The sequence below is a fragment of the Paracoccus aestuarii genome, assembly GCF_028553885.1.
In the GTDB taxonomy this organism is placed as follows: domain Bacteria; phylum Pseudomonadota; class Alphaproteobacteria; order Rhodobacterales; family Rhodobacteraceae; genus Paracoccus; species Paracoccus aestuarii.
The window spans coordinates 2008790-2030154 of record NZ_CP067169.1 but is presented as its reverse complement, the minus strand read 5'-3'; the positions used below and the strand labels follow the sequence as shown (position 1 = coordinate 2030154).

General features: G+C 68.8%; 22 protein-coding genes and 2 pseudogenes. 8 read left to right on the top strand and 16 right to left on the bottom strand.

Going from position 1 to position 21365, the window contains the following annotated elements; translation table 11 throughout:
* The first annotated feature begins 72 nt into the window (after positions 1-72).
* Positions 73-753, top strand: coding sequence for a DUF1045 domain-containing protein (locus JHW48_RS10355; protein ID WP_119885425.1), 681 nt, complete (start codon positions 73-75; stop codon positions 751-753).
* Here the strand turns inward: JHW48_RS10355 and phnN are convergent.
* From phnN to phnG, 8 genes and pseudogenes are all read right to left on the bottom strand, one after another.
* The gene (gene phnN, locus JHW48_RS10350; RefSeq protein WP_119885426.1) at positions 729-1259 is read right to left on the bottom strand and encodes a phosphonate metabolism protein/1,5-bisphosphokinase (PRPP-forming) PhnN; all 531 of its coding nucleotides are present in this window, start codon (positions 1257-1259) and stop codon (positions 729-731) included. The two genes, JHW48_RS10355 and phnN, sit on opposite strands and share 25 nt — an antisense overlap.
* A complete protein-coding gene (gene phnL, locus JHW48_RS10345) occupies positions 1256-1939 on the bottom strand; it encodes a phosphonate C-P lyase system protein PhnL (protein WP_119885427.1) in 684 nt (227 codons plus the stop codon). Before phnL ends, phnN begins: the two co-directional genes overlap by 4 nt.
* Before the next feature lie 2 nt (positions 1940-1941).
* The gene (gene phnK, locus JHW48_RS10340; protein WP_119885428.1) at positions 1942-2700 is read right to left on the bottom strand and encodes a phosphonate C-P lyase system protein PhnK; all 759 of its coding nucleotides are present in this window, start codon (positions 2698-2700) and stop codon (positions 1942-1944) included.
* Positions 2697-3530, bottom strand: coding sequence for an alpha-D-ribose 1-methylphosphonate 5-phosphate C-P-lyase PhnJ (locus JHW48_RS10335; protein WP_119885429.1), 834 nt, complete (start codon positions 3528-3530; stop codon positions 2697-2699). The genes phnK and JHW48_RS10335 overlap by 4 nt, the downstream gene beginning before the upstream one ends.
* Positions 3527-4129, bottom strand: a complete 603-nt coding sequence (locus JHW48_RS10330; RefSeq protein ID WP_119885430.1) for an HAD-IA family hydrolase — start codon at positions 4127-4129, stop codon at positions 3527-3529. Before JHW48_RS10330 ends, JHW48_RS10335 begins: the two co-directional genes overlap by 4 nt.
* Positions 4126-5201: pseudogene (locus JHW48_RS10325) on the bottom strand (carbon-phosphorus lyase complex subunit). Before JHW48_RS10325 ends, JHW48_RS10330 begins: the two are co-directional and overlap by 4 nt.
* Complete coding sequence (gene phnH / locus JHW48_RS10320) at positions 5201-5740, bottom strand: phosphonate C-P lyase system protein PhnH (RefSeq protein WP_119885432.1); 540 nt, start codon at positions 5738-5740, stop codon at positions 5201-5203. Before phnH ends, JHW48_RS10325 begins: the two are co-directional and overlap by 1 nt.
* Positions 5737-6171 (bottom strand): phosphonate C-P lyase system protein PhnG, encoded by a 435-nt coding sequence (gene phnG, locus JHW48_RS10315; RefSeq protein ID WP_119885433.1) that lies wholly within the window; start codon positions 6169-6171, stop codon positions 5737-5739. Before phnG ends, phnH begins: the two co-directional genes overlap by 4 nt.
* A gap of 87 nt (positions 6172-6258) precedes the next feature.
* On the opposite strand from phnG, the gene phnF reads away from it, so the two are divergent.
* The gene (gene phnF / locus JHW48_RS10310; RefSeq protein WP_119885434.1) at positions 6259-6963 is read left to right on the top strand and encodes a phosphonate metabolism transcriptional regulator PhnF; all 705 of its coding nucleotides are present in this window, start codon (positions 6259-6261) and stop codon (positions 6961-6963) included.
* Here phnF and phnE (JHW48_RS10305) read toward each other — a convergent pair.
* The 5 genes from phnE (JHW48_RS10305) to JHW48_RS10285 form a co-directional block, all read right to left on the bottom strand.
* Positions 6960-8273 (bottom strand): phosphonate ABC transporter, permease protein PhnE, encoded by a 1314-nt coding sequence (phnE, locus tag JHW48_RS10305; protein WP_119885435.1) that lies wholly within the window; start codon positions 8271-8273, stop codon positions 6960-6962. The two genes, phnF and phnE (JHW48_RS10305), sit on opposite strands and share 4 nt — an antisense overlap.
* The gene (gene phnE, locus JHW48_RS10300) at positions 8270-9115 is read right to left on the bottom strand and encodes a phosphonate ABC transporter, permease protein PhnE (protein WP_119885436.1); all 846 of its coding nucleotides are present in this window, start codon (positions 9113-9115) and stop codon (positions 8270-8272) included. Before phnE (JHW48_RS10300) ends, phnE (JHW48_RS10305) begins: the two co-directional genes overlap by 4 nt.
* Before the next feature lie 64 nt (positions 9116-9179).
* Positions 9180-10079 (bottom strand): phosphonate ABC transporter substrate-binding protein, encoded by a 900-nt coding sequence (phnD, locus tag JHW48_RS10295; RefSeq protein ID WP_119885437.1) that lies wholly within the window; start codon positions 10077-10079, stop codon positions 9180-9182.
* Positions 10080-10102: 23 nt separating this feature from the next.
* Positions 10103-10921, bottom strand: a complete 819-nt coding sequence (gene phnC / locus JHW48_RS10290) for a phosphonate ABC transporter ATP-binding protein (RefSeq protein WP_119885438.1) — start codon at positions 10919-10921, stop codon at positions 10103-10105.
* 82 nt (positions 10922-11003) lie between these two features.
* Positions 11004-12002, bottom strand: coding sequence for a LacI family transcriptional regulator (locus JHW48_RS10285; RefSeq protein WP_240637736.1), 999 nt, complete (start codon positions 12000-12002; stop codon positions 11004-11006).
* Positions 12003-12133: 131 nt separating this feature from the next.
* Here JHW48_RS10285 and JHW48_RS10280 point away from each other — a divergent pair, with 131 nt between their 5' ends.
* From JHW48_RS10280 to JHW48_RS10255, 6 genes are read left to right on the top strand one after another with little or no spacing between them, the layout of a single operon-like run.
* Entirely contained in the window at positions 12134-13789 is a 1656-nt protein-coding gene (locus JHW48_RS10280; protein ID WP_119885440.1) for an ABC transporter substrate-binding protein, read from the top strand.
* A gap of 25 nt (positions 13790-13814) precedes the next feature.
* Positions 13815-14789: an ABC transporter permease gene (locus JHW48_RS10275; protein ID WP_119885441.1), complete on the top strand. Its 975-nt coding sequence runs from the start codon at positions 13815-13817 to the stop codon at positions 14787-14789.
* A 10-nt stretch (positions 14790-14799) separates the two neighbouring features.
* Positions 14800-15717 carry an ABC transporter permease gene (locus JHW48_RS10270; RefSeq protein WP_119885442.1) on the top strand — a complete coding sequence of 306 codons (918 nt, stop codon included), beginning with the start codon at positions 14800-14802 and terminating at the stop codon, positions 15715-15717.
* The gene (locus tag JHW48_RS10265) at positions 15714-16700 is read left to right on the top strand and encodes an ABC transporter ATP-binding protein (RefSeq protein ID WP_119885443.1); all 987 of its coding nucleotides are present in this window, start codon (positions 15714-15716) and stop codon (positions 16698-16700) included. The genes JHW48_RS10270 and JHW48_RS10265 overlap by 4 nt, the downstream gene beginning before the upstream one ends.
* The gene (locus JHW48_RS10260; protein WP_119885444.1) at positions 16697-17680 is read left to right on the top strand and encodes an ABC transporter ATP-binding protein; all 984 of its coding nucleotides are present in this window, start codon (positions 16697-16699) and stop codon (positions 17678-17680) included. Before JHW48_RS10265 ends, JHW48_RS10260 begins: the two co-directional genes overlap by 4 nt.
* A gap of 4 nt (positions 17681-17684) precedes the next feature.
* On the top strand, positions 17685-18998 hold the full coding sequence (locus JHW48_RS10255) for a GH1 family beta-glucosidase (protein ID WP_119885445.1): 1314 nt from the start codon (positions 17685-17687) through the stop codon (positions 18996-18998).
* Positions 18999-19029: 31 nt separating this feature from the next.
* On the opposite strand, the pseudogene JHW48_RS10250 reads toward JHW48_RS10255, so the two are convergent.
* From JHW48_RS10250 to hisD, 3 genes and pseudogenes are all read right to left on the bottom strand, one after another.
* Positions 19030-19509 (bottom strand): annotated as a pseudogene (locus tag JHW48_RS10250) (arsenate-mycothiol transferase ArsC); the annotation flags it as partial.
* A gap of 4 nt (positions 19510-19513) precedes the next feature.
* Entirely contained in the window at positions 19514-19993 is a 480-nt protein-coding gene (locus JHW48_RS10245) for a UPF0262 family protein (RefSeq protein ID WP_119887630.1), read from the bottom strand.
* Positions 19990-21303 (bottom strand): histidinol dehydrogenase, encoded by a 1314-nt coding sequence (gene hisD, locus JHW48_RS10240; protein WP_119887633.1) that lies wholly within the window; start codon positions 21301-21303, stop codon positions 19990-19992. Before hisD ends, JHW48_RS10245 begins: the two co-directional genes overlap by 4 nt.
* Between the last annotated feature and the right edge of the window lie 62 nt (positions 21304-21365).

The window sequence follows — 21365 nt, the reverse complement described above, 5'->3', positions numbered from 1 at the left end:
GGGTCGCAAAGCGGGTGATGTGACAGAGAACCGTCACATCCGTGTGACGGTCCGGGGCTAAGGAAAGGCCGCATGAGCGATTTCACACGATATGCCATCTATTACGCGCCCGCGCACGGGGCTTTCGCGGAAGCGGCGGCGGCCTGGCTGGGCTGGGATCTGGCGGCGGGCCGGGCGGTCGCGCAGCCCGATCTGCCGGGCCTGCCGCGCGGGGCGGCCGCGCTGACGCAGGCGCCGCGCAAGTACGGGTTTCACGGCACGATCCGCGCGCCCTTCCGGCCCGCCATCCCCGAGGATCGGCTGATCGCCGGGCTGGACGATCTGGCGGCCGGGCTGCCGCCCGCGCGCTGCGGGGCGTTGCGGCTGCGCGATCTGCACGGGTTTCTGGCGCTGATCCCCGAGGATGACGCGGCGCTGAGCGATCTGGCGGCGGCGGTGGTGCAAGGCAGCGACCCTTGGCGCGCGCCCCTGACGCCCGAGGATATCGCCCGCCGCCGCCCCGAGGCCCTGAGCCCGCGCCAGCGCGCGCTGCTGGACCGATGGGGCTATCCCTTCGTGATGGAGGAGTTCCGCTTCCATCTGACCCTGACCGACCGTCTGGATGCAGCGGAGGCTGCGGCGGTGGCGCCGGTCCTGCGCGACTGGTTCGCGCCGGTCCTGCCGGATCCCTTCATCGTCACGGATCTGTGCCTGGTGGCCGAGGATGCCTCCGGCCGGTTCCATCTGCGTCATCGCGCGACCCTGTCGGGCTGAAGCGCATCCAGCAGGCGGCGCGCGCCCTCCTCGGGGGTCGTGTCGTTCAGGATGGTCAGATGCGCGATGCCGGGCGGCATGGCGAAACCTGCGCGCTCCAGCCGGGCAGCGATGTCGGCGGCATCCTCGCGCCCGCGCGCGGCCAGGCGGGCGGTCAGCAGGGCGGCAGGCGCGGTGATCAGGATCACCCGCAGCCCGGGCAGACGCGCCACGGCCTGCGGCAGGGCCGCGCGGCTGCCGTTGAAGATCACCGGGCCGGGCCCCGCCAGCTGGTCGCGCGGGATGCCGTAGGACAGGCCATGCGCCTGCCAATCCAGCGCAAAGCGCCCCGCCACGCGCATGGCGGCAAAGGCCGCGGGGGTGACGCCCTCGAAATCCTCGCCCCCCGCCTCGGAGGGGCGGGTGATGACGCGGCGCACCAAGCACAGGTCGGGCCGGACCCGGCGCGCGGCCTCGATCAGCGTGTCCTTGCCCACGCCCGAGGGGCCGACCACCGCCGCGATCATGCCGCGCGCCCCGGCGTGAAGCCCGTGACGTCCACCAGCCGGTCGCAGACCCGGTCGCGGGCGGGCGCGTCGTGAAAGATCCCCAGGATGGCGGCGCCGCGGGCCTTGGCCTCCTCGATCAGGGTCAGGACGATGTCGCGGTTCTGGGCATCCAGGCTGGCCGTGGGTTCGTCCAGCAGAAGGCACGGGAAGTGATGCACGAAGCCGCGCGCGATGTTCACGCGCTGCTGCTCACCGCCCGAAAAGGTGGTGGGCGACAGGCCCCACAGCCTGCGCGGGATGTTCAGCCGCCAGAGCAGGCATTCGGCCCGCGCCCGCGCCTCGACCTCGGGCATGCCCAGGGCGCGCAGGGGTTCGGCCACCACATCGACGGCGGGCACGCGGGGCAGGACGCGCAGAAACTGGCTGACATGGCCGAGCGTCTCGCGCCGCAGGCGGGTGATGGCGCGCGGCTCGGCGCCGACCAGCTGGGTTCCCGCGATGCGGATGCTGCCGCCGCTGGCCAGGTAATTGCCTTGGATCATCCGCATCAGCGTGGATTTCCCCGCGCCCGACTGGCCGGTCAGGCCCACGCATTCGCCGGGGCCGACATGCAGGGCCGCGCCCGCCATGACCGGGATCACCGCGCCGCCCTGATTGTGCAGCGTGAAGGATTTGGAAAGGTTTTCGACCGCGATCATCATCACACCTGCAGGACCGAGGAGACCAGAAGCTGGGTATAGGCGTGCTGGGGATCGTCCAGCACCTGATCGGTCAGGCCCTGTTCCACCACGCGGCCCGATTTCATCACCATCAGCCGGTCCGCCAGCAGGCGCACCACCGCCAGATCATGGGTGACGATCACCACCGACAGGCCCATGTCGCGCACCAAGCCCCGCAGCAGGTCCAGCAGCCGCGCCTGCACGCTGACATCCAGCCCGCCCGTCGGCTCGTCCATGAAGACGAGGCGCGGCCCGGTCACCAGATTGCGCGCGATCTGCAACCGCTGCTGCATGCCGCCCGAAAAGGCGGTGGGGCGGTCGTCGATGCGGTCGGCGGCGATCTCGACCCGGCCCAGCCAGTCGGTCGCGGCCGCGCGGATATCGCCGTAATGGCCCGCGCCGGTGGCCATCAGCCGCTCGCCCACATTGGCGCCCGCGCTGACCCCCATGCGCAGCCCGTCGCGGGCATGCTGGTGGACATAGGCCCATTCGGTGCGGGCCAGCCTGCGGCGTTCCGTCTCGGGCAGGGCCAGCACGTCGCGGCCGTCATAGGTGACGCTGCCCGCGTCGGGCCGCTGCAACCCGGCCAGGCAGGAGAGCAGCGTGGATTTTCCCGATCCGCTTTCGCCGACGATGCCCAGCACCTCGCCCGGCCACAGATCGAAGCCCACCCCGGTGCAGCCGATCCGCGCGCCATAGCGCCGCTCCACCCCCCGGACCGACAGGATCGGCGCGCTCATGCCGCGGCCCCCCTGCGGGTCGTGCAGAAATCCGTGTCCGAGCAGACGAACATCCGGCCCCCCGCATCATCGGTGATGACCTCGTCCAGATAGCTGTCGGTCGCACCGCAGAGCGCGCAGGGCTCGTCGGGCTTGCTGGCCTCGAAGGGGTGGTCGTCGAAATCCAGGCTGACGACGTGGGTATGGGGGGGCAGGGCATAGATGCGCTGTTCCCGCCCCGCGCCGAAAAGCTGGATCGCCGGGCTGTCCGACAGCTTGGGATTGTCGAATTTCGGAATGGGCGAGGGGTCCATGACATAGCGCCCCTCGACCTTGACCGGATAGGCATAGGAGGTCGCGATCCGCCCATGCCGCGCGATGTCCTCGTAGAGCTTGACATGCATCAGCCCGTATTCCTCCAGCTCGTGCATCTTGCGGGTCTCGGTCTCGCGCGGTTCGAGGAAACGCAGGGGTTCGGGAATGGGCACCTGATAGACCAGGATCTGGCCTTGGGTCAGGGGCGTCTCGGGGATGCGGTGGCGGGTCTGGATCAGGGTCGCCTCGCGCGTGGCCTCGGTGACCGCGACGCCTGCGGTGCGCTGAAAGAACTTGCGGATGCTGACGGCGTTGGTGGTGTCGTCGGCGCCTTGGTCGATGACCTTCAGGCGGTCATCGGGCGTCAGGCAGGCGGCGGTCAGCTGCACGCCGCCCGTGCCCCAGCCATAGGGCATCGGCATCTCGCGGCTGGCGAAGGGCACCTGATAGCCGGGGATCGCCAGCGCCTTGAGGATCGCGCGGCGGATCATCCGCTTGGTCTGTTCGTCCAGATAGGCGAAGTTGTAGTCGCTCACAGCAGCCCCCGTGCGGTCAGCGCGGCCTCCAGCGCCTCGGGCGTGGTGAAGTGATGCGCCTGCATCCCTGCGGCCTGCGCGCCCGCGACGTTTTTGGGGCTGTCGTCGATGAAGAGGCACTCGGCAGGCGTGACCCCGGCCCGGTCGCAGAGCGCTGCGAAGATGCGCGGGTCGGGCTTGATGATCCCTTCCAACCCCGAGACGACGGTGACGCCGAAGGCCTGCGCCAGGCGCGGATGGGTGGCAAGGCCGATGGGCCAGGTCTCGGCCGACCAGTTGGTGATCGCGTGGATGGCAAGGCCCCGGGCGTGCAGGCGCTCCAGGATCGCCCATGTCCCCTCGATGGGTTCCGCGATCGAGGCGGCGTGGCCGGTCAGATAGGACAGGAACAGCGCGCGGTCGTCCGGGTCGGGGATCTCGGCTGCCAGATCGGCGAATGTCTCGCCCCCGTCGGCGCGCAGGTTGCGGGCCGGAAAGTTGATGCGCGCGAGGAAGGCGTCCACCGCCGCGCGGTCCTTCAGCGCGGGCAGAAAGGCCTGATGCGCGTCCCACCGGACCAGCACATTGCCAATGTCGAAGACGATGGTGGTGATGGTCATTCTGCGGCCTCCTTGAGGGTCGGGGTCTCAGTGCGCAGGCGGCGCACCAGTTCCAGCTCGGCCTGGAAATCGACGTAATGGGGCAGCTTGATGTGCTCCAGAAACCCCGTCGCCTGGATGTTGTCGCAATGGGACAGCACGAATTCCTGATCCTGCGCGGGGGCGCCGGTGAAATCCTCGCCCAATTCCTGCCAGCGCAGGGCGCGGTCGACAAGGCTCATGGCGATGGCCTTGCGTTCGGACTGGCCGAGGACCAGGCCATAGCCGCGGGTGAATTGGGGCGGCTCGGTCCGCGATCCCTTGAACTGGTTCACCGTCTCGCATTCGGTCAGCTCGATTTCTCCGATCTGGATGGTCAGGTCCAGCTCGGGGATCTCCATCTCTACCGGCACGCGGCCGATGCGCAATTCGCCGACGAAGGCATGGGTGCGCCCGTAACCGCGCTGCGTGGAATAGGCGAGCGACAGCAGGAACCCCTCATCCGCGCGGGCCAGGGCCTGAAGGCGCAGGGGGCGGGCGGCCGGCAGCTCCAGCGGTTCGCGCGTCAGGTCGGGGGCGGGGCTGTCGTCGCGGGGGCAGGCTCGATCAGCCCGTCGCGGTCGAGGATCGCCGTGACATGCGGCACCGGGGCGGGGTCCGGCGCGCCCAGTGGCGCGGGGTCCACCGAGGCGGCATCCGCGAAATCCAGCAGGCGGTGGGTATAGTCGAAGGTCGGCCCCAGCACCTGCCCCCCCGGCAGATCCTTGAACGTTGCCGAGACGCGCCGGTCCACCGCCATCGCGCCCGTATCGACCGGGACCGAGGCACCGAGCCGGGGCAGGGTGGTGCGATAGGCGCGGATCAGGAACACCGCCTCGATCAGATCGCCCCGCGCCTGCCGGATGGCCAGCGCCGCAAGGTCCGGATCATAAAGCGAGCCTTCGGCCATCACCCGGTTCACGGCCAGCGCCATCTGCGCCTTGATCTGGTCGGTCGAGATCAGGGGCAGGTCCTGGTCGCCGCGCCGCTCCTCGGCCAGCCAGGCATGGGCGTTCTGAATGGCGCGTTCGCCGCCCTTGACCGCGACATACATCAGGCGGCCTCCACGCGGGTGCTGCGCGGCAGGCAGGCCAGCCGGTCGCCGCAGGTGAAGATGAAATCCAGCCCCATCGGGAACAGCCGCCGGTTGGCCACGAAGGGCGCGGTGGCGGGCAGCGACAGGCGGGCATGATCGCGGATGCCCGGCCCGGTCAGGCGGGGGCCGTCATCGTCCAGCCGGTCCAGCTCCATGATCACCGTGGCGGATCGGTCGGGATAGTCGGGCAGGCCCTTGGGCAGGGGGTCCAGATCCAGCGGCCAGCGACCCAGAGCCAAGGCGGCGCCCTCGGGGCCGGTCAGCGGACAGCCCGCGTGAAAGCGCAGCCATGCCGCCAGGTCCGGGTCGCCCCCGGCCAGATGCACGGGCGTCGTGGGATCGGCCAGCAGCAGCAGGACGGTGGCAGCGGCGGGCGACAGGCCGGGCGCGGCGGCCCCCGACAGGGTGTGGATGCTGCCGGGGCGGGCCATCGCCTCCATCAGCGCGCGAAAGGCGGTGGCGGATTGGCGGGCGGGGTCGGTGAATCCGTGGCTCATGCATCCTCTCCGCGTTGCAGGGTGAAGAATTCGACCTTGGTCGCGGCGGCCTTGGCGGCGCGGGCGGTGCGGGCGTCCTGCGCCTCGTCCCGCAGGGCGGCGATCAGGGGGGCATGGGCCTCGGGGTCGGTCTGCATCAGCGCGTCCAGGGCTGCGGCGCGGCGTGCATGGGCGTGGCTGCGGCCTTGGACATGGCCGTGGCCTTCGGTCCCGCAGGACAGGCGCAGGGCGCAGCGGGTCACCGTCATCTCGCCGATGTTGAAGGGCGCGCCGGTCGCGGCCACGCGGCCTTGGACCATCACCGTGCCGGTTTCGGGCGCGCGCAGCAGGTCATGGGCGGGCAGGTCGGGCAGCAGCGCCGCCAGCCGGGCGGGCGTGGATCGCGCCAGGATCGACAGCCAGTCGCGGCGCGCGAAGGGGGTCTGTGACATCTTGCCGGTCCGTCCCATGTCCTATACAACTAGACAAGTGATAGCGCGGCGAGGGCCGTTTCTCAACAGGAACCTTGTGAAGTTTTCATGACCGACCGCACCCCCCTGTGGCAGGCCATCGCCGCCACCCTGCGCGCCGAGATCGAGACCGGCCATTACCGCCCCGGCACCCGCATCCCGTCGGAGGCGGCGCTGGCGGCGCGGTTCGGCGTGAACCGCCACACGGTCCGTCACGCGCTGGCCGACCTGGCCGAGGCCGGGCTGACCCATGCGCGGCGCGGCGCGGGGGTCTTCGTTCTGGCGCGGCCGACGGATTATCCCTTGGGGCGGCGGGTGCGGTTCTCGCAGAACCTGGCGGCGGCGGGGCGCAGCGGCACGCATCGCTTCACCCGGCTGGAGACCCGCCCCTGCGACGCCGGGGAGGCCGAGGCCCTGGCCCTGACCCAAGGCGATCCGGTCCATTTGGTCGAGGGGTTGTCGCTGGCCGACGATCAGCCCGTCGCGCTGTTCCGCTCCGTCCTGCCGGGGCGGCTGGAGGGGTTTCTGGAGGCCGCCCGCGACAGGCAGTCGATCACCGCCGCCTTGGCCGCATGCGGGGTCGCGGATTATACCCGGGCCAGCACCCGCATCACCGCCAAGCTGGCCAGCGCCACGCAGGGCGCGCTGCTGCAGCTGCCGCAGGGGGCGCCGATCCTGCGGTCGGTCGCGGTCAACGTGGATGGTGGCGGGCGCCCGGTGGAATACGGGCGCACCTGGTTCGCGGGCGACCGGGTGTCGCTGGTGGTCGGTTAGTCGCCGCGGATCAGCTTGCGGCGCAGCCAGCCCGACAGGTTGTCCATGGCGATGACCATGACCACGATCAGCAGGATGTAATAGGTCACCTTTTCCCAATCCTGGGTGGTCTGGATCGCTTGGGTCAGCATCAGCCCGATGCCGCCCCCGGTGATCGCGCCGATGATCGTGGCGCTGCGGGTGTTGCTCTCCAGGAAATACAGCACCTGCGAGATCAGGACCGGCATGACCTGTGGGATCACCCCGAAGCGGTAGCGCTGGATCGCGTTGGCGCCGGTGGACTGGACGCCCTCGATGGGCTTCTTGTCGACGTTTTCCAGCGCCTCCGAGAACAGCTTGCCGAAGCTGCCCGTATCGGTCAGCAGGATCGCCAGCGCGCCGGTCAGCGGCCCCGGCCCGAAGGCGCGCGACAGGATGATGGTGAAGATCAGCGCATCCACCCCGCGCACGAAGTCGAAGACCCGCCGCACCGCGAAACGCAGCCAGCGCGAGGGCGTGAAGTTCTGCGCCGCGAGGAAGGCCAGCGGCAGCGCCACGAAGGCCGCACCGAACGTGCCGAGGAAGGCCATCAACACCGTCTCGAAGATCGCCCAGGCCACGGCGCCGTGCTGCCAGATGTCGTTGGTCCAGAACTCGGACAGGGCCAGGGACAGGTTGCTGCGCCCCTCGACCAAGGGCGGGCCTGCGACGATGGTGGTCAGGACCTGGGCCGGGGACAGGCCCGAGAACGGGCTGGAGAGGTCGAAGAAGAACAGCTCCCATCCCCAGAAATAGCGCAGGGTCTCGGTCCGGGCGCGAGTGGCGGTGACGCGGCCCGCATCGGTGGTGATGGTGACGCGGGCGGGGCCTGCATTGATGAAATCGGGGGTGATGCCGTCGGGCGTGGTCAGCGTGACCTCATCGCCCACGGTCAGCGTGACGGGGCCGTAGCCGGGGATGTCATAGGTCGTCACCGGCCCGTCATAGGTGACTACATGGCCGCGGCCCAAGGCGATGGTCGTGCGCCCGCCATCCGTCGCGATCCAGTCGGGGATGCGCTTCGCGGGATAGGTCGCGCGGGCGCTGCCCTCGACGCTGACGGACAGGGCCTCGCGGCGGTTGTCGCGGGTGACATGGACCTTGTGGCTGACCGCATCGGCCAGCAGCACTGCGGCATTGTCCAGCCGCGCCCGCTGCGCCAGACCGGCCAGATCGAAGCTGATCGCGGCATAGATCAGATAGGCCAGGATCATGGCGGGGACGGCCAGCGCCACGCGGCGCTTGCGGTCCATCAGCGCGACCGTGCGCGCCTCCAGCGTGGCGGCGCTCATGCGGGGGCTCCGTGGGTCAGGCGGTGGCGGGCCAGGCCCGAGATCTGGTCCACGACGACGATCGTGGCGAAGAGCAGCAGAAAGATCGCCGCCGCCTGGTCGAACTTGCCCTGCCCGAAGGTCATGGCGTTGCGCAGCTCGTATCCGATGCCGCCCGCGCCGACGAAGCCCAGGATGGCCGAGGCGCGGATGTTGATCTCCAACCGCAGCAGGGAATAGGACAGGTAGTTGGGCGCGACCTGCGGGATCACCCCCAGCCAGATGCGCTGCGACCAGGTGGCGCCGACCGAGGCCAGCCCCTCGACCGGCTTCAGGTCCACGTTCTCGTTGACCTCCGAGAACAGCTTGCCCATCGCGCCCGCCGTATGGACGGCGATGGCGATGACGGCAGGGACCGGGCCGCCGCCCAGGATGAAGATCAGGACCAGCGCGATCACGATTTCCGGTATGGCGCGGAAGATGTCCGACAGGCGCCGCGCGACGGGCACCAGGCGCGGCCAGCGGGCCAGCCCGCGCGTGGCGGCCAGCGACAGGGCCGTGCCCGCCAGACAGCCGATCAGCGTGGCGACCAGCGCGATGTTCAGCGTCTCGATCAGGGCGGGCACGGCGGCCAGCATGTGGCCGGGCAGGTTGGTCCATTTCTGCGCGGCCTCGGTCACCAAGGCGGCGGAGAAATCGCCGATCTGGTGCAGGCCCTGCCAGAAGCCGCCCGCATTGCGGTCATCGGCCAGGCGGAAGCCCGACACCATCATCGCCACGAAGACGACGATCAGCAGCCCGCCATAGATGCGGCGTCGGCGCACCAGCCCCAGATAGTCGTCGCGGATTTCGGCCAGTGCCATGCGTCCCCCGGAAAGCAAAGGGGCCGGACCCCGGCATGGGGCCCGGCCGTGTCGGTCGGTCGGATCAGTTCATCTCGGCGCGGCGGATGGCGATGATCGTCTCGTATTCCTCGTGGGTGACGGGGGTGAAGCCCGAGGTCTCGCCCGCGGCGATGCCATAGGCGCATTCGGGGTCGGTCTCGTGCATGGCGGCGACCAGGTCGATCATGGTCTGCTTGACGTCATCGGGCAGGGCTTTGCGGATCACCACCGGGCCTTCCGGGATGGGCGAGGATTTCCAGATCTCGACGATGTCGTTCATGTCGACGATGCCCGCATCCGCGGCCTTGCGCAGGGCGCCGGAATTATAGCCGTCCTCCCATTCGCCCTGGCCGTCGGCCCAGGTCACGCCCGCGTCGAAATCGCCGTTCACGACGCCGATGATGGATTGTTCATGGCCGCCCGAAAAGGCGATGCGGCTGAAATACTCGCCCTCGGTCATGGAATAGCCCGCCTCGGGCAGTTCGACATTGGGGATCAGGAAGCCCGAGGTCGAGTTCGGGTCGGCGAAGGCGAAGGACCGACCCTGCATGTCGTCCAGCGAGGTGATGCCGCTGTCGGCGCGGGCAAAGCCGATCGAATGATAGGTATAGCTGCCATCCATGTTGGTCTTGACCAGCACCGGCTCGACCGCGTCCTCGTCGGCGACGAAGACGGCGGCATAGGCGGATGCGCCCAGCCAGGCCATGTCCAGTGACCCGCCCAGCAGGCCCTGGATCACGCCGTTGTAATCGGCGGGGGTGAACAGGCGCGTCGGCACGCCGAGCGCCTCCTCGGCATAGGCGCGCAGGCATTCGTTCGACGCCATGCGGTCCTGGGCGTTCTCGCCGCCCAGCAGGCCGATGCGAAACTCGGTGATCTCCTGCGCATGGAGCGGGGTGGCCAGGGCCGCGGTGGTGGCCAGCAGGGTCATCAGACGGGTCATCAGGGTTCTCCGGTTTTTCGGGATCAGGCCAGCATGCGGGCGGCGTATTCGGCATCCGCGCTGGTATCGGTGGGAATGGCGGTCGAGGTCGCGCTTTCGTTGAAATCCGCGTCGGCGCCATAGATGTCGCGGGCCACGCCCGTGGTCAGCTGGCCGGGCAGGCCGTCGAAGACGACGCGCCCGTCGCGCATGCCGATCACCCGGTCGCAATAGCGCCGCGCGGTGTCCAGCGTGTGCAGGTTGGCGATGACCATGCGGCCATCCTCGACATTGATGCGCTTGAGCGTGTCCATCACGATCTGGGCGTTCATCGGGTCGAGGCTGGCGATGGGTTCATCAGCCAGGATGATGCGGGGGTCCTGCATCAGGGCGCGGGCGATGGCCACGCGCTGCTGCTGGCCGCCCGACAGCGCCTCGGCGCGCTTGGGCGCCTGTTCGGCGATGCCGAGCCGGTCGAGGATCGCCAAGGCCCGCAGGATGTCGGCCCGCGGCCAGAGGTTCAGCACCGTCTGCAGCGTGGAACGGCGGTTCAGGATGCCGTGCAGCACGTTGGATACCACATCCATGCGCGGGACCAGGTTGAACTGCTGAAAGATCATCGCGCAATGGCTCTGCCATTCGCGGGCGGCGGCGCCGGTCAGGACGGCGACGTCGCGCCCCTCGACCAGGATCTGGCCCGATGTGGCGGGGGTCAGCCCGTTCATCATCCGCAGCAGCGTCGATTTCCCCGCCCCCGACCGTCCGATGATGCCCACGAAGGCCGGCCCCTCGACGCGGAAGGAGACCGCGTCCACGGCGGCCTTGCTGCCGAACAGGCGGGTGGCGTTGCGAATGTCCAGCATGGGCCCTCTCACTATCTTCGAGGGGCCGTCTAGCGGCGATGCGTGACCTTTTGCGGACGGGACGGTGACGGTGGCGTGACGGTCAGGGGGTGGGGCCGTCCAGATGCTGCATCGGGGGGCTGTCCGTGCGGCCGATCTCGGCCAGGGCGGCGCGGGCCAGGAACTGTCCGGCGCGGGCGATGTCCTCGTGCTGGGTCAGGATGCCGGGGCGGAACAGGTCCAGGACGGGAAAGGTCTCCTTGGCGAAGACGTCGATGCTGTGGCCGATCTTGTGGCCGCGCGCCTCCAGCGCGGCGATGGCGGCCATGGCGGCGCTGGGGGATGCGACGATCAGCCCGTCGATATCGGCCCCGCGCGACAGGGCGCGGTCGACGGCGCGGGCCACCGCCTCGCGCGGCGAATCGCTGGAGATGCCGTCTTCGCCATGCAGGGCGATGCCGCGGTCGTGGGCCTCGGCGGCGACGCCCTCGTGCATGTCGCGGCCATAGGTCTGGTCGCGGGGCGGGCCGATCAGCAGGATCGACCGCCGCCCGCGATCCGCCAGACGCGCCAGCGCCACCCGACCGAAGGCGTGGTTGTCATAATCGAACCAGGCATGATCGGCCTGCCAGTCCGACCGGCCATGGGTGACGAAGGGAAAGCCGCGGTCGCGCAGATAGGCGATGCGTGGGTCCTGCGGCTGGATGCGGTTCAGGATCAGCGCATCGGCCGACCGCGTCTCGACCACATAGCGGACCGGGTCCATCAGCGTCTGCCCGGGCAGTTCGGGCACCATGACCAGGTGATAGGGCGTCCCGCCGAGCCCCGCCGCGACCGATGCGATCAGCCGCGAGGTCAGCGTCAGGGCGTCATCCTCGGATGGCAGGATCAGCGCGATGACATTGGTGCGCCCGGTGCGCAGGCGCACGCCCGCGCGGTCGGGGACATAGCCCACCTGATCGGCGATGCGGCGGACATTGCGCTTGGTCTCGGCGCTGATGTCCGGCGCGTCGCCCAGGGCACGCGAGACGGTCGTCACCGCCAGCCCGCTGAGATCGGCGATCGTGCGCAGGGTGGGGCGCCGTTTCGGTGATGTCGTCATTCGGATGCCCATGCGTCGTTGCGACACGGTTGTGGCGCCGCGCGCTTGACATGTCAATCTGTAACGTTGTAGGTGCGGGGCAGGAGCGGCTGCAACGTTACAGATTCCCGTTGCAGAGAAGGAGGATCACCATGCGACCCAAGACCCGGCCCCATTTCATCCTGACGGCCACCTGCGCCGCGCTGCTGACCGGCCCTGCGCTGGCGCAGACCCCCGCGCAGGGGGGCACGCTGACCGTGCCCATCATCGCGCCGACGCTGACGGATGATTTCAACCCCTTCTCGAACGCGCAGGAGGACATGGTCCGCGGCACCATGTTCGAGCCGCTCTGGGTCCATAACGTCATGACCCGCGAGGTGGAATTCCGCCTGGCCGAGGGCTTCGATTATGCCGATGACCTGACATCCATGACGATCCGGCTGAAGGACGGCCTGACCTGGTCGGATGGCGAGGTTCTGGATGCCGAGGACGTGGCCTTCTCGCTGGCGTTGGGTCAGACGGATGCGGCGTTGGACAAGTCGGGCAAATGGTCCGACGGGCTGATCGCGGGCGTCGCGGTGGTCGATCCGCTGACCGTGCGCATCAACATGTCACGCCCGGATTCGACGCTGGACTGGTATCTGGAGCCCGCCTTCATCGTGCCCCAGCACATCTGGGCCGATGTCGAGGACAAGCTGACCTTCCGCAACCCGAACCCGGTCGGGTCCGGCCCGATCACCGAGGTCGTCTCGGCGCAGTCGAACCAGATCGAGATCTGCCGCAACCCGAACTACTACCGCGCGGCCGAGGGGCTGCCGTTCCTCGACTGCATCCGCTTCCGGCAATATTCCGACAATTCCCAGATCCAGCCCGCGCTGATGGCCGGAGAGATCGATTGGGGCGCCAATTTCATCGCCGATATCGACCGCACCTTCGTCGCCCGCGACCCGGAGAACCACCGCTACTGGTATCCGCCGAACGACCTCATCAACCTCTATGTGAACACCGCCCGCGCGCCCTTCGACAACGCCGATGTGCGCCGCGCCATGTCCATGGCGATGGACCGCGAGGCGATCGTCGATCTGGCGGGCTATGGCTATCCGACCGTCGCCACGCGCGCCACAGGCCTGGGCGATTACTTCGAGGCCTGGCTCAACGACGATCTGGACGCTGAGTTCGAGAGCCTCCTGACCTACGACCCCGATGCCGCCAACGCGCTGCTGGATCAGGCGGGTTATCTGGACAGCAACGGCGACGGGCGGCGCGAACTGCCGGACGGCACGCCCATCGGTTTCGACATCCATGTGGTGAACGGCTGGACCGACTGGATCCAGTCCGCCCAGATCATCGCCGAGAACCTGGCTGATATCGGCATCACCGCGCAGGTCCGTTCGGTCGACTGGTCGGTCTATGACGCGGCGCTGAAGGAGGGGACCTATGACGCCTCGATGTCCTGGTCGCTGGCGGCGGTCGATCCGATCCAGACCTATAACGACTATTACCACCCCGACCGCGTGGGCCAGAGCTGGCATGCCGGCCATGGCATGGCCTCGGACGATCTGGGCGCGCTGATCGACGCCTATGGCCAGACCACCGACGAGGCCGAGCGGCGCGACATCCTGGACCGCCTGATGACCTTCACGGGCGAGAACCTGCCCTTCATCCCGCTGTTCTCGAACCCGACCTGGTATCAGTACAACAGCACCCGCATCGGCGGCTGGCCCACAGCCGAGGATCCCTTCGTGCAGCCCGTCTTCTATTCCGCGGGCCGCAAGCTGATCGCCTTCGAGCGTCTCTACCAGAAGTAAGCCGCGCCAAAGGGGGGAGCCCGCCATGGCCTTCGTGATCCGTCGCCTCGCCTTCTATCTGGTGGCCGTCTTCGTGGCGATCACCTTCAACTTCCTGATCCCGCGGCTGATGCCCGGCGATCCGGTCGATGCGATGTTCGCCGCAGCCGGCGGGCGGATGCCGCCCGAGACCATCGCCGCCTATCGCGAGATGCTGGGCTTTGTCGATGCGCCGCTGTGGCAGCAATACCTGCAATACCTGCGCAGCGTGCTGATGCTGGATCTGGGCCCGTCGATCATGATGTTCCCGACCCCGGTGACGACGGTGCTGGCGGGGACGCTGCCTTGGACGGTGCTGCTGGCCGGGGCGGCCACGGTGCTGGCCATCGGGATCGGCTGCGGCTTCGGGCTCTACGCGGCCTATCACCGGGGCGGGCGCGTGGACCGCTTCGCGCCGGTGATCTGGCAGTTCGCGGCCTCAATGCCGCAGGCGGTGACCGCCTTGGCGATGTTCTTCATCTTTGCGCTGACGCTCGGCTGGTTTCCCCTGGGTTTCGGCTTCAACCCGAACCTGCGCCCCGGCTGGTCTCTGGATTTCGTGGCCAGCGTGGTGATGCATGCGGTCCTGCCGCTCTTGACGCTGCTGATCTCGATGATCGCCACCTGGGTCTTCACCATGCGCAACGCGATGGTGAACGTGCTGGGCGAGGATTACATCGCCATGGCCCGCGCCAAGGGCCTGCCCACGAACCGCATCATGCGCCGCTATGCCGCCCGCAACGCCATCCTGCCGGTGGTCACCGCCGCCTCGATGGCGCTCGGCTTTGCCGTGGCGGGGCAGGTCTTCGTCGAGACGGTCTTCAACTATCCCGGCATCGGTCAGCTGATCGTCAGGGCGGTCGCGGCGCGGGATTATCCGCTGATGCAGGCCTGTTTCCTGCTGATCGTGCTGGGGGTGCTGGCCGCCAATTTCATCGCCGACATGCTCTATGTCTGGCTCGATCCCCGTCTGCGCAGCTGAGGAGGCCGCCATGACCAAGATCCTGTCCCGCCTGACGCGGTTCTATCGCGGCAACAATGCCGGCATCATCGGCAGTGCGCTGATCGCGCTGGTGGTGGCGCTGTGCCTGGCGGCACCGCTGATCTCGCCCCATGATCCCGACCGGCGCGTGGGCCGGCCCCATCAGCCGCCCTCGGCCGAACATATCATGGGCACCACCCGCGCGGGCAAGGACGTGGCCGCGCAGGCGCTGCATGGCGGGCGTGTGTCGCTGATTGTGGCCTTGGCCGCGGCCGGGCTGACCACCGCAATCGCCTTGGCCGTGGGGGTCGGCGCGGGCTATGCGGGCGGCCGCATCGACGAAGGCCTGATGGCGGTCACCAACATCATGCTGGTCTTTCCGCAGCTTCCCCTGCTGATCATCCTCGCGGCATTCCTGGGCAATGTCGGGCCCTTCGTGATCGCGGTGATCCTGGGGCTGACCTCCTGGCCTTGGGGGGCGCGGGTGATGCGCGCCCAGACCCTGTCGCTGCGCCGCAAGGAATTCGTCACCGCGGCCGAGATCATGGGCGAGAGCCGCTGGCGCATCATCGCGGTCGAGATCCTGCCGAACCTGATCAGCCTGGCCGCGGGCATGTTCGTGGGCACCGCGCTTTACGCCATCGGCGCGCAGGCGGGGCTGGAGTTTCTGGGCCTCGGCGATCCGACCGTGGTCAGCTGGGGCACGATGCTCTACTGGGCGCAAAGCTCGCAGGCCTTCCTGGTCGGCGCTTGGTGGGAGTTTCTGGTCCCCGGCACGCTGATCGCGCTGGTGGGCGGGGGTCTGGCGCTTCTGAACATCTCGATCGACCAGGTGTCGAACCCGCGCCTGCGCACCGGCCCGCAGATGAAGCGCTGGCGCCGCATGGCCGCCACGCTGGACGCCAAGCGCCGGGAGGGCCGGGCATGACCGCGCCGCTTCTGTCCCTGCAATCGGTATCCGTCGATTACGTCACGGCGGCGGGCGATGCCCGCGCGGTGAACCGCGTGTCGCTGGACATCCATCCGGGCGAGACCTTCGGCCTTGCCGGCGAATCCGGCTGCGGGAAATCGACCTTGGCCTTTGCCATCACCCGGATGCACACGCCGCCCGCTTTGGTCACCGAAGGGCGCATCCTGTTTCAGGGCCGCGACGTGCTGGCCATGACGGATGCCGAGCTGCGCGCGTTCCGCTGGAACCAGGTCTCGATGGTGTTCCAATCGGCGATGAACGCGCTGAACCCGGTCATCACCATCGGCGAGCAGCTGACCGACGTGATCCTGGCCCATCGCCGCGTCCGCCATGACGAGGCCTGGGCGCGGGGCGAGGCGCTGCTGGAACAGGTGGGCATCGCGCGCGGGCGCATGGCCTCCTATCCGCACCAGCTGTCGGGGGGGATGCGCCAGCGCGTCGTCATCGCCATCAGCCTGGCGCTGGAGCCGAAGCTGATCGTCATGGACGAACCCACCACCGCGCTGGACGTGGTCGTGGAACGCGAGATCATGGACGAACTGGCCGTCCTGAAGCGCGAGCATGGCTTCGCCACGCTGTTCATCTCGCATGATCTGGGCCTGATGGGCGAGATCTGCGACCGCATCGGCATCATGTATGCGGGCAATCTGGTCGAGACCGGCACGGCCGCGCAGGTGCTGGACGATCCGCGCCACCCCTATACGCAGGGGCTTGTCGGGTCCTTCCCGACAATCCACGGCCCCAAGACCCGGCTGACCGGCATTCCCGGCAGCCCGGTGAACCTGCTGAAACTGCCGCAGGGCTGCAATTTCCAGGCCCGCTGCCCGGCGCGCTTCGCCCCCTGCGACCGGGTCGAGCCCGCGCTGGCCGCCGTGCCCGGCTGCCCCGGCCATCGCGCCGCCTGCCACCTGCTGACCCAAGCGCGCGAGGATGCCGCATGACCCAGATCAGCGAGATCCGCGTCGAGAACCTGATGATCGACTTTCCCGTCGGCGGCGGGCTGTTCCGGCGCGACCATATCCGCACCGCCCATGATGTCAGCCTGACGCTCCGCGCGGGCGAGGCCTTGGCCATCGTCGGCGAAAGCGGCAGCGGCAAGAGCACCACCGCCCGCGCCATCAGCCGCATCGTGAAACCGACCGCCGGGCGCATCCTGGTCGATGGGCATGACATCCTGGCGCCGGGGCGACAGCCCTCGCGGCGGGATTATGCGGCCAAGGTCCAGATGATCTTTCAGGACCCGTTCGGCTCGCTGAACCCGGTCCACACGATCCGCCACCACATCGCGCGGCCCTTGCGCCTGCATCACCCGGACCTGTCCTCCGCCCGGATCGAGGATCAGGTCATCGCCACCCTGACCCGCGTGGGCCTGTCGCCCGCCGCCCAGACCGCCGACAAATACCCGCACGAGCTGTCGGGCGGCCAGCGTCAGCGCGTGGCCATCGCGCGGGCCGTCGCGGTGGGGGCGCAATTTATCCTGGCGGATGAGCCGATCTCGATGCTGGACGTGTCGATCCGGCTCGGCATCCTGAACCTGATGGATGACATGAAGCGCGACGGGATCGGCTTCATGTACATCACCCATGACATCGCCACCGCGCGCTATTTCGCGGAACGCACGGCGGTCATGTATGTGGGCCATATGGTCGAATGGGGCGAAAGCGACAGCGTCACGCAGACCCCGTTCCACCCCTATACGCGCCTGCTGCTGGACGCGGTCCCGCAACCCGGCCGCCGCCGTCAGGCCCAGCCCCCGCAGGCCAGGCGCGCCGAGATCCCGGTCCGCCGTCCCGACAGCCGGGGCTGTCCCTTTGCCGCGCGCTGCCCCCAGATGCGCGAGATCTGCCGCGGCACGCTGCCGCCCGTCACCCAACTGAAGGACGACCATTATGTACGATGCCACCTTGCCGAAACGCGCTGAGACCATGCCGAAGCGGTCGGATTTCCCGCAGGGCTTCGTCTTTGGCGCGGCGACCGCCGCCTATCAGATCGAGGGCCATGCCTTCGGCAATGCCGGGTCGTCGCATTGGGATACCTTTGCCGCCACCGGCCGCAACGTGATCCGCAACGAGGACGGCGCGCGGGCCTGCGAGCATTACACCCGCTGGCCCGAGGATCTGGACCTGATCCGCGATGCTGGGCTGGACGCCTATCGCTTCTCGACCTCCTGGGCGCGGGTGATGCCGGATGGGGTCACGCTGAACCCCGAAGGCCTGGATTTCTACGACCGGCTGGTGGACGGGATGGTTGAACGGGGGCTGTCGCCCTATCTGACGCTCTATCACTGGGATCTGCCCTCGGCGCTGGCGGACAAGGGCGGCTGGACCAATCGCGACACGGCGCTGCGCTTTGCGGATTATTCCGCCGCCGTCATGGCGCGGATCGGCGACCGCGTAGCCCGCACCGCCACCATCAACGAGCCGTGGTGCGTCAGCTGGCTCTCGCATTTCGAGGGCCAGCACGCCCCCGGCCTGCGCGACATCCGCGCCACCGCGCGGTCCATGCACCATATCCAGCTGGCCCATGGCCTGGCCGTCCAGCGCCTGCGCGCCGAGGGGCATGACGGGCTGGGCATCGTGCTGAACTTTTCCGAGATCCTGCCCGCCGGGCCGGGCGAGGATCGGGCGGTCGACATCTCGGACGCGATCTCGAACCGCTGGTTCATCGAATCCGTGACCCGCGGCACCTATCCCGAGATCCTGCTGGAGGGTCTGGGCCGTCACATGCCCGCAAACTGGCAGGACGACATGGCCGCGATTTCATCGCCCATCGACTGGCTGGGCGTGAACTATTATTCGCGCGGCATCGTGTCCTCGGACCCCTCCGCGCCCTGGCCCTCGACCAAGGGGCATGAAGGCCCGCTGCCCAAGACCCAGATGGGCTGGGAAATCTATCCGGAGGGGTTGCGCAACCTGCTGATCCGCATGGCCCGCGACTATGTGGGCGACCTGCCCATCGTGGTGACCGAGAACGGCATGGCCTCGGCCGATGCGGTCGAGAACGGCGCCGTCTTCGACCCCGTGCGCGAGGGCTATCTGGCCTCGCATCTGAACGCCGCGCGTCAGGCGATCGAAGGGGGCGCGAATCTGCAGGGCTTCTTCTACTGGTCGCTGCTGGACAATTACGAATGGTCCTTCGGCTATGAGAAGCGCTTCGGCCTGATCCATGTCGATTTCGACACGATGGTGCGCACGCCCAAATCGTCCTGGCACCGCCTGAAGGCCGCGATGGCGCGGTGACGCGGGCAGGGGGTGGGGCAGGGCGGGGGCGGTCAGCCCCCTGCGATGCGTCCCCGTCCTGCGGCGGGCCGAAGCGGTCGCGCATGCGGGTCTCGATCTGGTCGCGGGTCAGGCGATAGGCGGCCAGCCGCGCCTCGCGGCCCTCGGCCAGGCCGGTCGGGTCCATGATGGGCCAGTATTCGACCTCCAGATGCGCATGGCGCGTCATCTCCAGCGCCATACGCTGGCTGGCCGGGGACAGGGCCACGATCAGGTCGAACTGGCTCAGATCGTCGCCCCAGTCCTGCATCTCGTCGAAGCTGCGGCTGCGATGGTTGGCCAGGGGCACGCCGATCTCGTCGCAGACGGCGATGGCGAAGCCGTCCACCTCCAGGTCGTTCCGGACCCCGGCCGATTGCACATAGGCGGCGCGGCCATAGAACTTCTTCATCATCCCCTCGGCCATGGGCGAGCGGATGGCGTTGTGGTCGCAGCAGAACAGAACCGATGAGGGGATCTTGTTCCGCGACATCCGATCAGCCCTGCGGGATCAGGGCGCAGATCAGGGTGAAGAGGCGCCGCGCCGTGTCGATGTCCAGCCCGGCTTTGCCCTCCAGCCGTTCCTGCAGCGTGCGCGCGCCCTCGTTGTGGATGCCGCGCCGGGCCATGTCGATCGCCTCGATCTGGGCGGGGGGCAGGCGCTTGACGGCGTCGAAATAGCTCTGGCAGATCTGGAAGTAATCCTTGACCACCTGCCGGAACGGCCCAAGCGACAGGTGGAATTCGGCCACCTTGTCCTGGGCCTCGGTGGTGACGTCAAAGACCAGCCGCCCCTCGCGGATGCACAGCTCCAGCACGAACGGGCCGTCGGGGGCGGGCTGGCCGTCGCGGCCCGGCACCGAAAAACTGTTATGCTCGATCAGATCGAAGATCGCGACGCGGCGTTCCTGTTCCATCTCCGGGGTGGCGGGGGCGATGGCGCTGTCGTCGATCTCGATCCGGGTGATGCGGCTCATTCCGGCAGCCTTTCGTTCAATGTCCCGAGCCGAGCCTGAACCGAAGCACCATGCGCCTGCAAGCCCTCGGATGCGGCCAGGCGCACCGCGGCGGGGCCGATCGCGGCCAATGCCCCCGGCGTCAGCCGCGCCATGGTGGTGCGCTTGAGGAAATCCATCACCGACAGGCCCGAACTGAACCGCGCCGAGCGGGCCGTGGGCAGGACGTGATTCGGCCCGCTGACATAATCGCCCACCGCCTCGGGCGTATGCGCGCCCAGAAAGATCGCGCCGGCATGGACGCATTTCGCGGCCAGCGCCTCGGGGGCGGCCACGCACAGTTCCAGATGCTCGGGCGCGATGCGGTTCGACAGGGCCGCGGCCTGATCCAGGTCGTCCACCACGATCAGCGTGCCGTAATCGCGCCAGCTGGCCCCCGCGATGGCCGCGCGCTCCAGCGTCGGGATGATGCGGTCCACCGCCTCGGCCACGGCGCGGGCCATGGCCGGATCGGTGGTGATCAGGATCGACTGCGCATCGGCGTCATGTTCGGCCTGGGCCAGCAGATCCCAGGCCAGCCATTCGGGGTTCTGGTCCGCGTCCGCGATCACCAGCACCTCGGAGGGGCCCGCGATCATGTCGATGCCCACCCGGCCAAAGACCTGCCGCTTGGCCGCCGCGACATAGGCGTTGCCCGGCCCGGTGATCTTGTCCACCGGCGCGATGGTATCGGTGCCATAGGCCATGGCCGCCACCGCCTGCGCGCCGCCGATGCGATAGATCTCATCGACCCCCGACAGCTGCGCCGCCAGCAGGACCAGCGGGTTGATCACCCCGTCCGGCGTCGGCACGCAGATGACCAGCCGTTCCACCCCCGCCACCCGCGCCGGGATCGCGTTCATCAGCACGCTGGAGGGATAGGCCGCCTGACCGCCCGGCACATAGAGCCCCGCCGCCGACACCGCCGACCAGCGCCAGCCCAGGGTCGCGCCCTCCGGGTCGGTCCAGCTGGCATCCTCGGGCATCTGGCGGGCGTGATAGGCGCGGATGCGTTCGGCCGCCAAGGCCAGGGCGGCGCGGTCCTCGGGGGTGACGCGGGCGATCTGGGCCTCGATCTCCTCGGGCGCGAAACGCAGCGTCGCGGGCGTCAGCGACAGCCGGTCGAAGCGCGCGGTCAGCGCGCAGACCGCCGCATCGCCGCGGTCGCGCACATCGCGGATGATGGCCGTCACCGCATCGTTCACATCGGTCGAAACCTCGCGCTTGGCCGACAGCATCGCGCGGAAGCCCTGTTCGAAATCCGCATCGCGCGCGTTCAGAAAGACCGGCATCATCATCCCCTTCATGTTGCGCGCGACCTAACCCGCCCGCGCGCCCGTCTCAAGCACCAAGG

What these genes read in the sequence shown, in the direction of transcription:
- JHW48_RS10355 (WP_119885425.1), top strand. Translation starts at nt 73, where the DNA reads ATGAGCGATTTCACACGATATGCCATCTATTACGCGCCCGCGCACGGG.
- phnN (WP_119885426.1), bottom strand. Translation starts at nt 1,259, where the DNA reads ATGATCGCGGCGGTGGTCGGCCCCTCGGGCGTGGGCAAGGACACGCTG.
- phnL (WP_119885427.1), bottom strand. Translation starts at nt 1,939, where the DNA reads ATGATCGCGGTCGAAAACCTTTCCAAATCCTTCACGCTGCACAATCAG.
- phnK (WP_119885428.1), bottom strand. Translation starts at nt 2,700, where the DNA reads ATGAGCGCGCCGATCCTGTCGGTCCGGGGGGTGGAGCGGCGCTATGGC.
- JHW48_RS10330 (WP_119885430.1), bottom strand. Translation starts at nt 4,129, where the DNA reads ATGACCATCACCACCATCGTCTTCGACATTGGCAATGTGCTGGTCCGG.
- phnH (WP_119885432.1), bottom strand. Translation starts at nt 5,740, where the DNA reads ATGAGCCACGGATTCACCGACCCCGCCCGCCAATCCGCCACCGCCTTT.
- phnG (WP_119885433.1), bottom strand. Translation starts at nt 6,171, where the DNA reads ATGTCACAGACCCCCTTCGCGCGCCGCGACTGGCTGTCGATCCTGGCG.
- phnF (WP_119885434.1), top strand. Translation starts at nt 6,259, where the DNA reads ATGACCGACCGCACCCCCCTGTGGCAGGCCATCGCCGCCACCCTGCGC.
- phnE (WP_119885435.1), bottom strand. Translation starts at nt 8,273, where the DNA reads ATGAGCGCCGCCACGCTGGAGGCGCGCACGGTCGCGCTGATGGACCGC.
- phnE (WP_119885436.1), bottom strand. Translation starts at nt 9,115, where the DNA reads ATGGCACTGGCCGAAATCCGCGACGACTATCTGGGGCTGGTGCGCCGA.
- phnD (WP_119885437.1), bottom strand. Translation starts at nt 10,079, where the DNA reads ATGACCCGTCTGATGACCCTGCTGGCCACCACCGCGGCCCTGGCCACC.
- phnC (WP_119885438.1), bottom strand. Translation starts at nt 10,921, where the DNA reads ATGCTGGACATTCGCAACGCCACCCGCCTGTTCGGCAGCAAGGCCGCC.
- JHW48_RS10285 (WP_240637736.1), bottom strand. Translation starts at nt 12,002, where the DNA reads ATGACGACATCACCGAAACGGCGCCCCACCCTGCGCACGATCGCCGAT.
- JHW48_RS10280 (WP_119885440.1), top strand. Translation starts at nt 12,134, where the DNA reads ATGCGACCCAAGACCCGGCCCCATTTCATCCTGACGGCCACCTGCGCC.
- JHW48_RS10275 (WP_119885441.1), top strand. Translation starts at nt 13,815, where the DNA reads ATGGCCTTCGTGATCCGTCGCCTCGCCTTCTATCTGGTGGCCGTCTTC.
- JHW48_RS10270 (WP_119885442.1), top strand. Translation starts at nt 14,800, where the DNA reads ATGACCAAGATCCTGTCCCGCCTGACGCGGTTCTATCGCGGCAACAAT.
- JHW48_RS10265 (WP_119885443.1), top strand. Translation starts at nt 15,714, where the DNA reads ATGACCGCGCCGCTTCTGTCCCTGCAATCGGTATCCGTCGATTACGTC.
- JHW48_RS10260 (WP_119885444.1), top strand. Translation starts at nt 16,697, where the DNA reads ATGACCCAGATCAGCGAGATCCGCGTCGAGAACCTGATGATCGACTTT.
- JHW48_RS10255 (WP_119885445.1), top strand. Translation starts at nt 17,685, where the DNA reads ATGCCGAAGCGGTCGGATTTCCCGCAGGGCTTCGTCTTTGGCGCGGCG.
- JHW48_RS10245 (WP_119887630.1), bottom strand. Translation starts at nt 19,993, where the DNA reads ATGAGCCGCATCACCCGGATCGAGATCGACGACAGCGCCATCGCCCCC.
- hisD (WP_119887633.1), bottom strand. Translation starts at nt 21,303, where the DNA reads ATGCCGGTCTTTCTGAACGCGCGCGATGCGGATTTCGAACAGGGCTTC.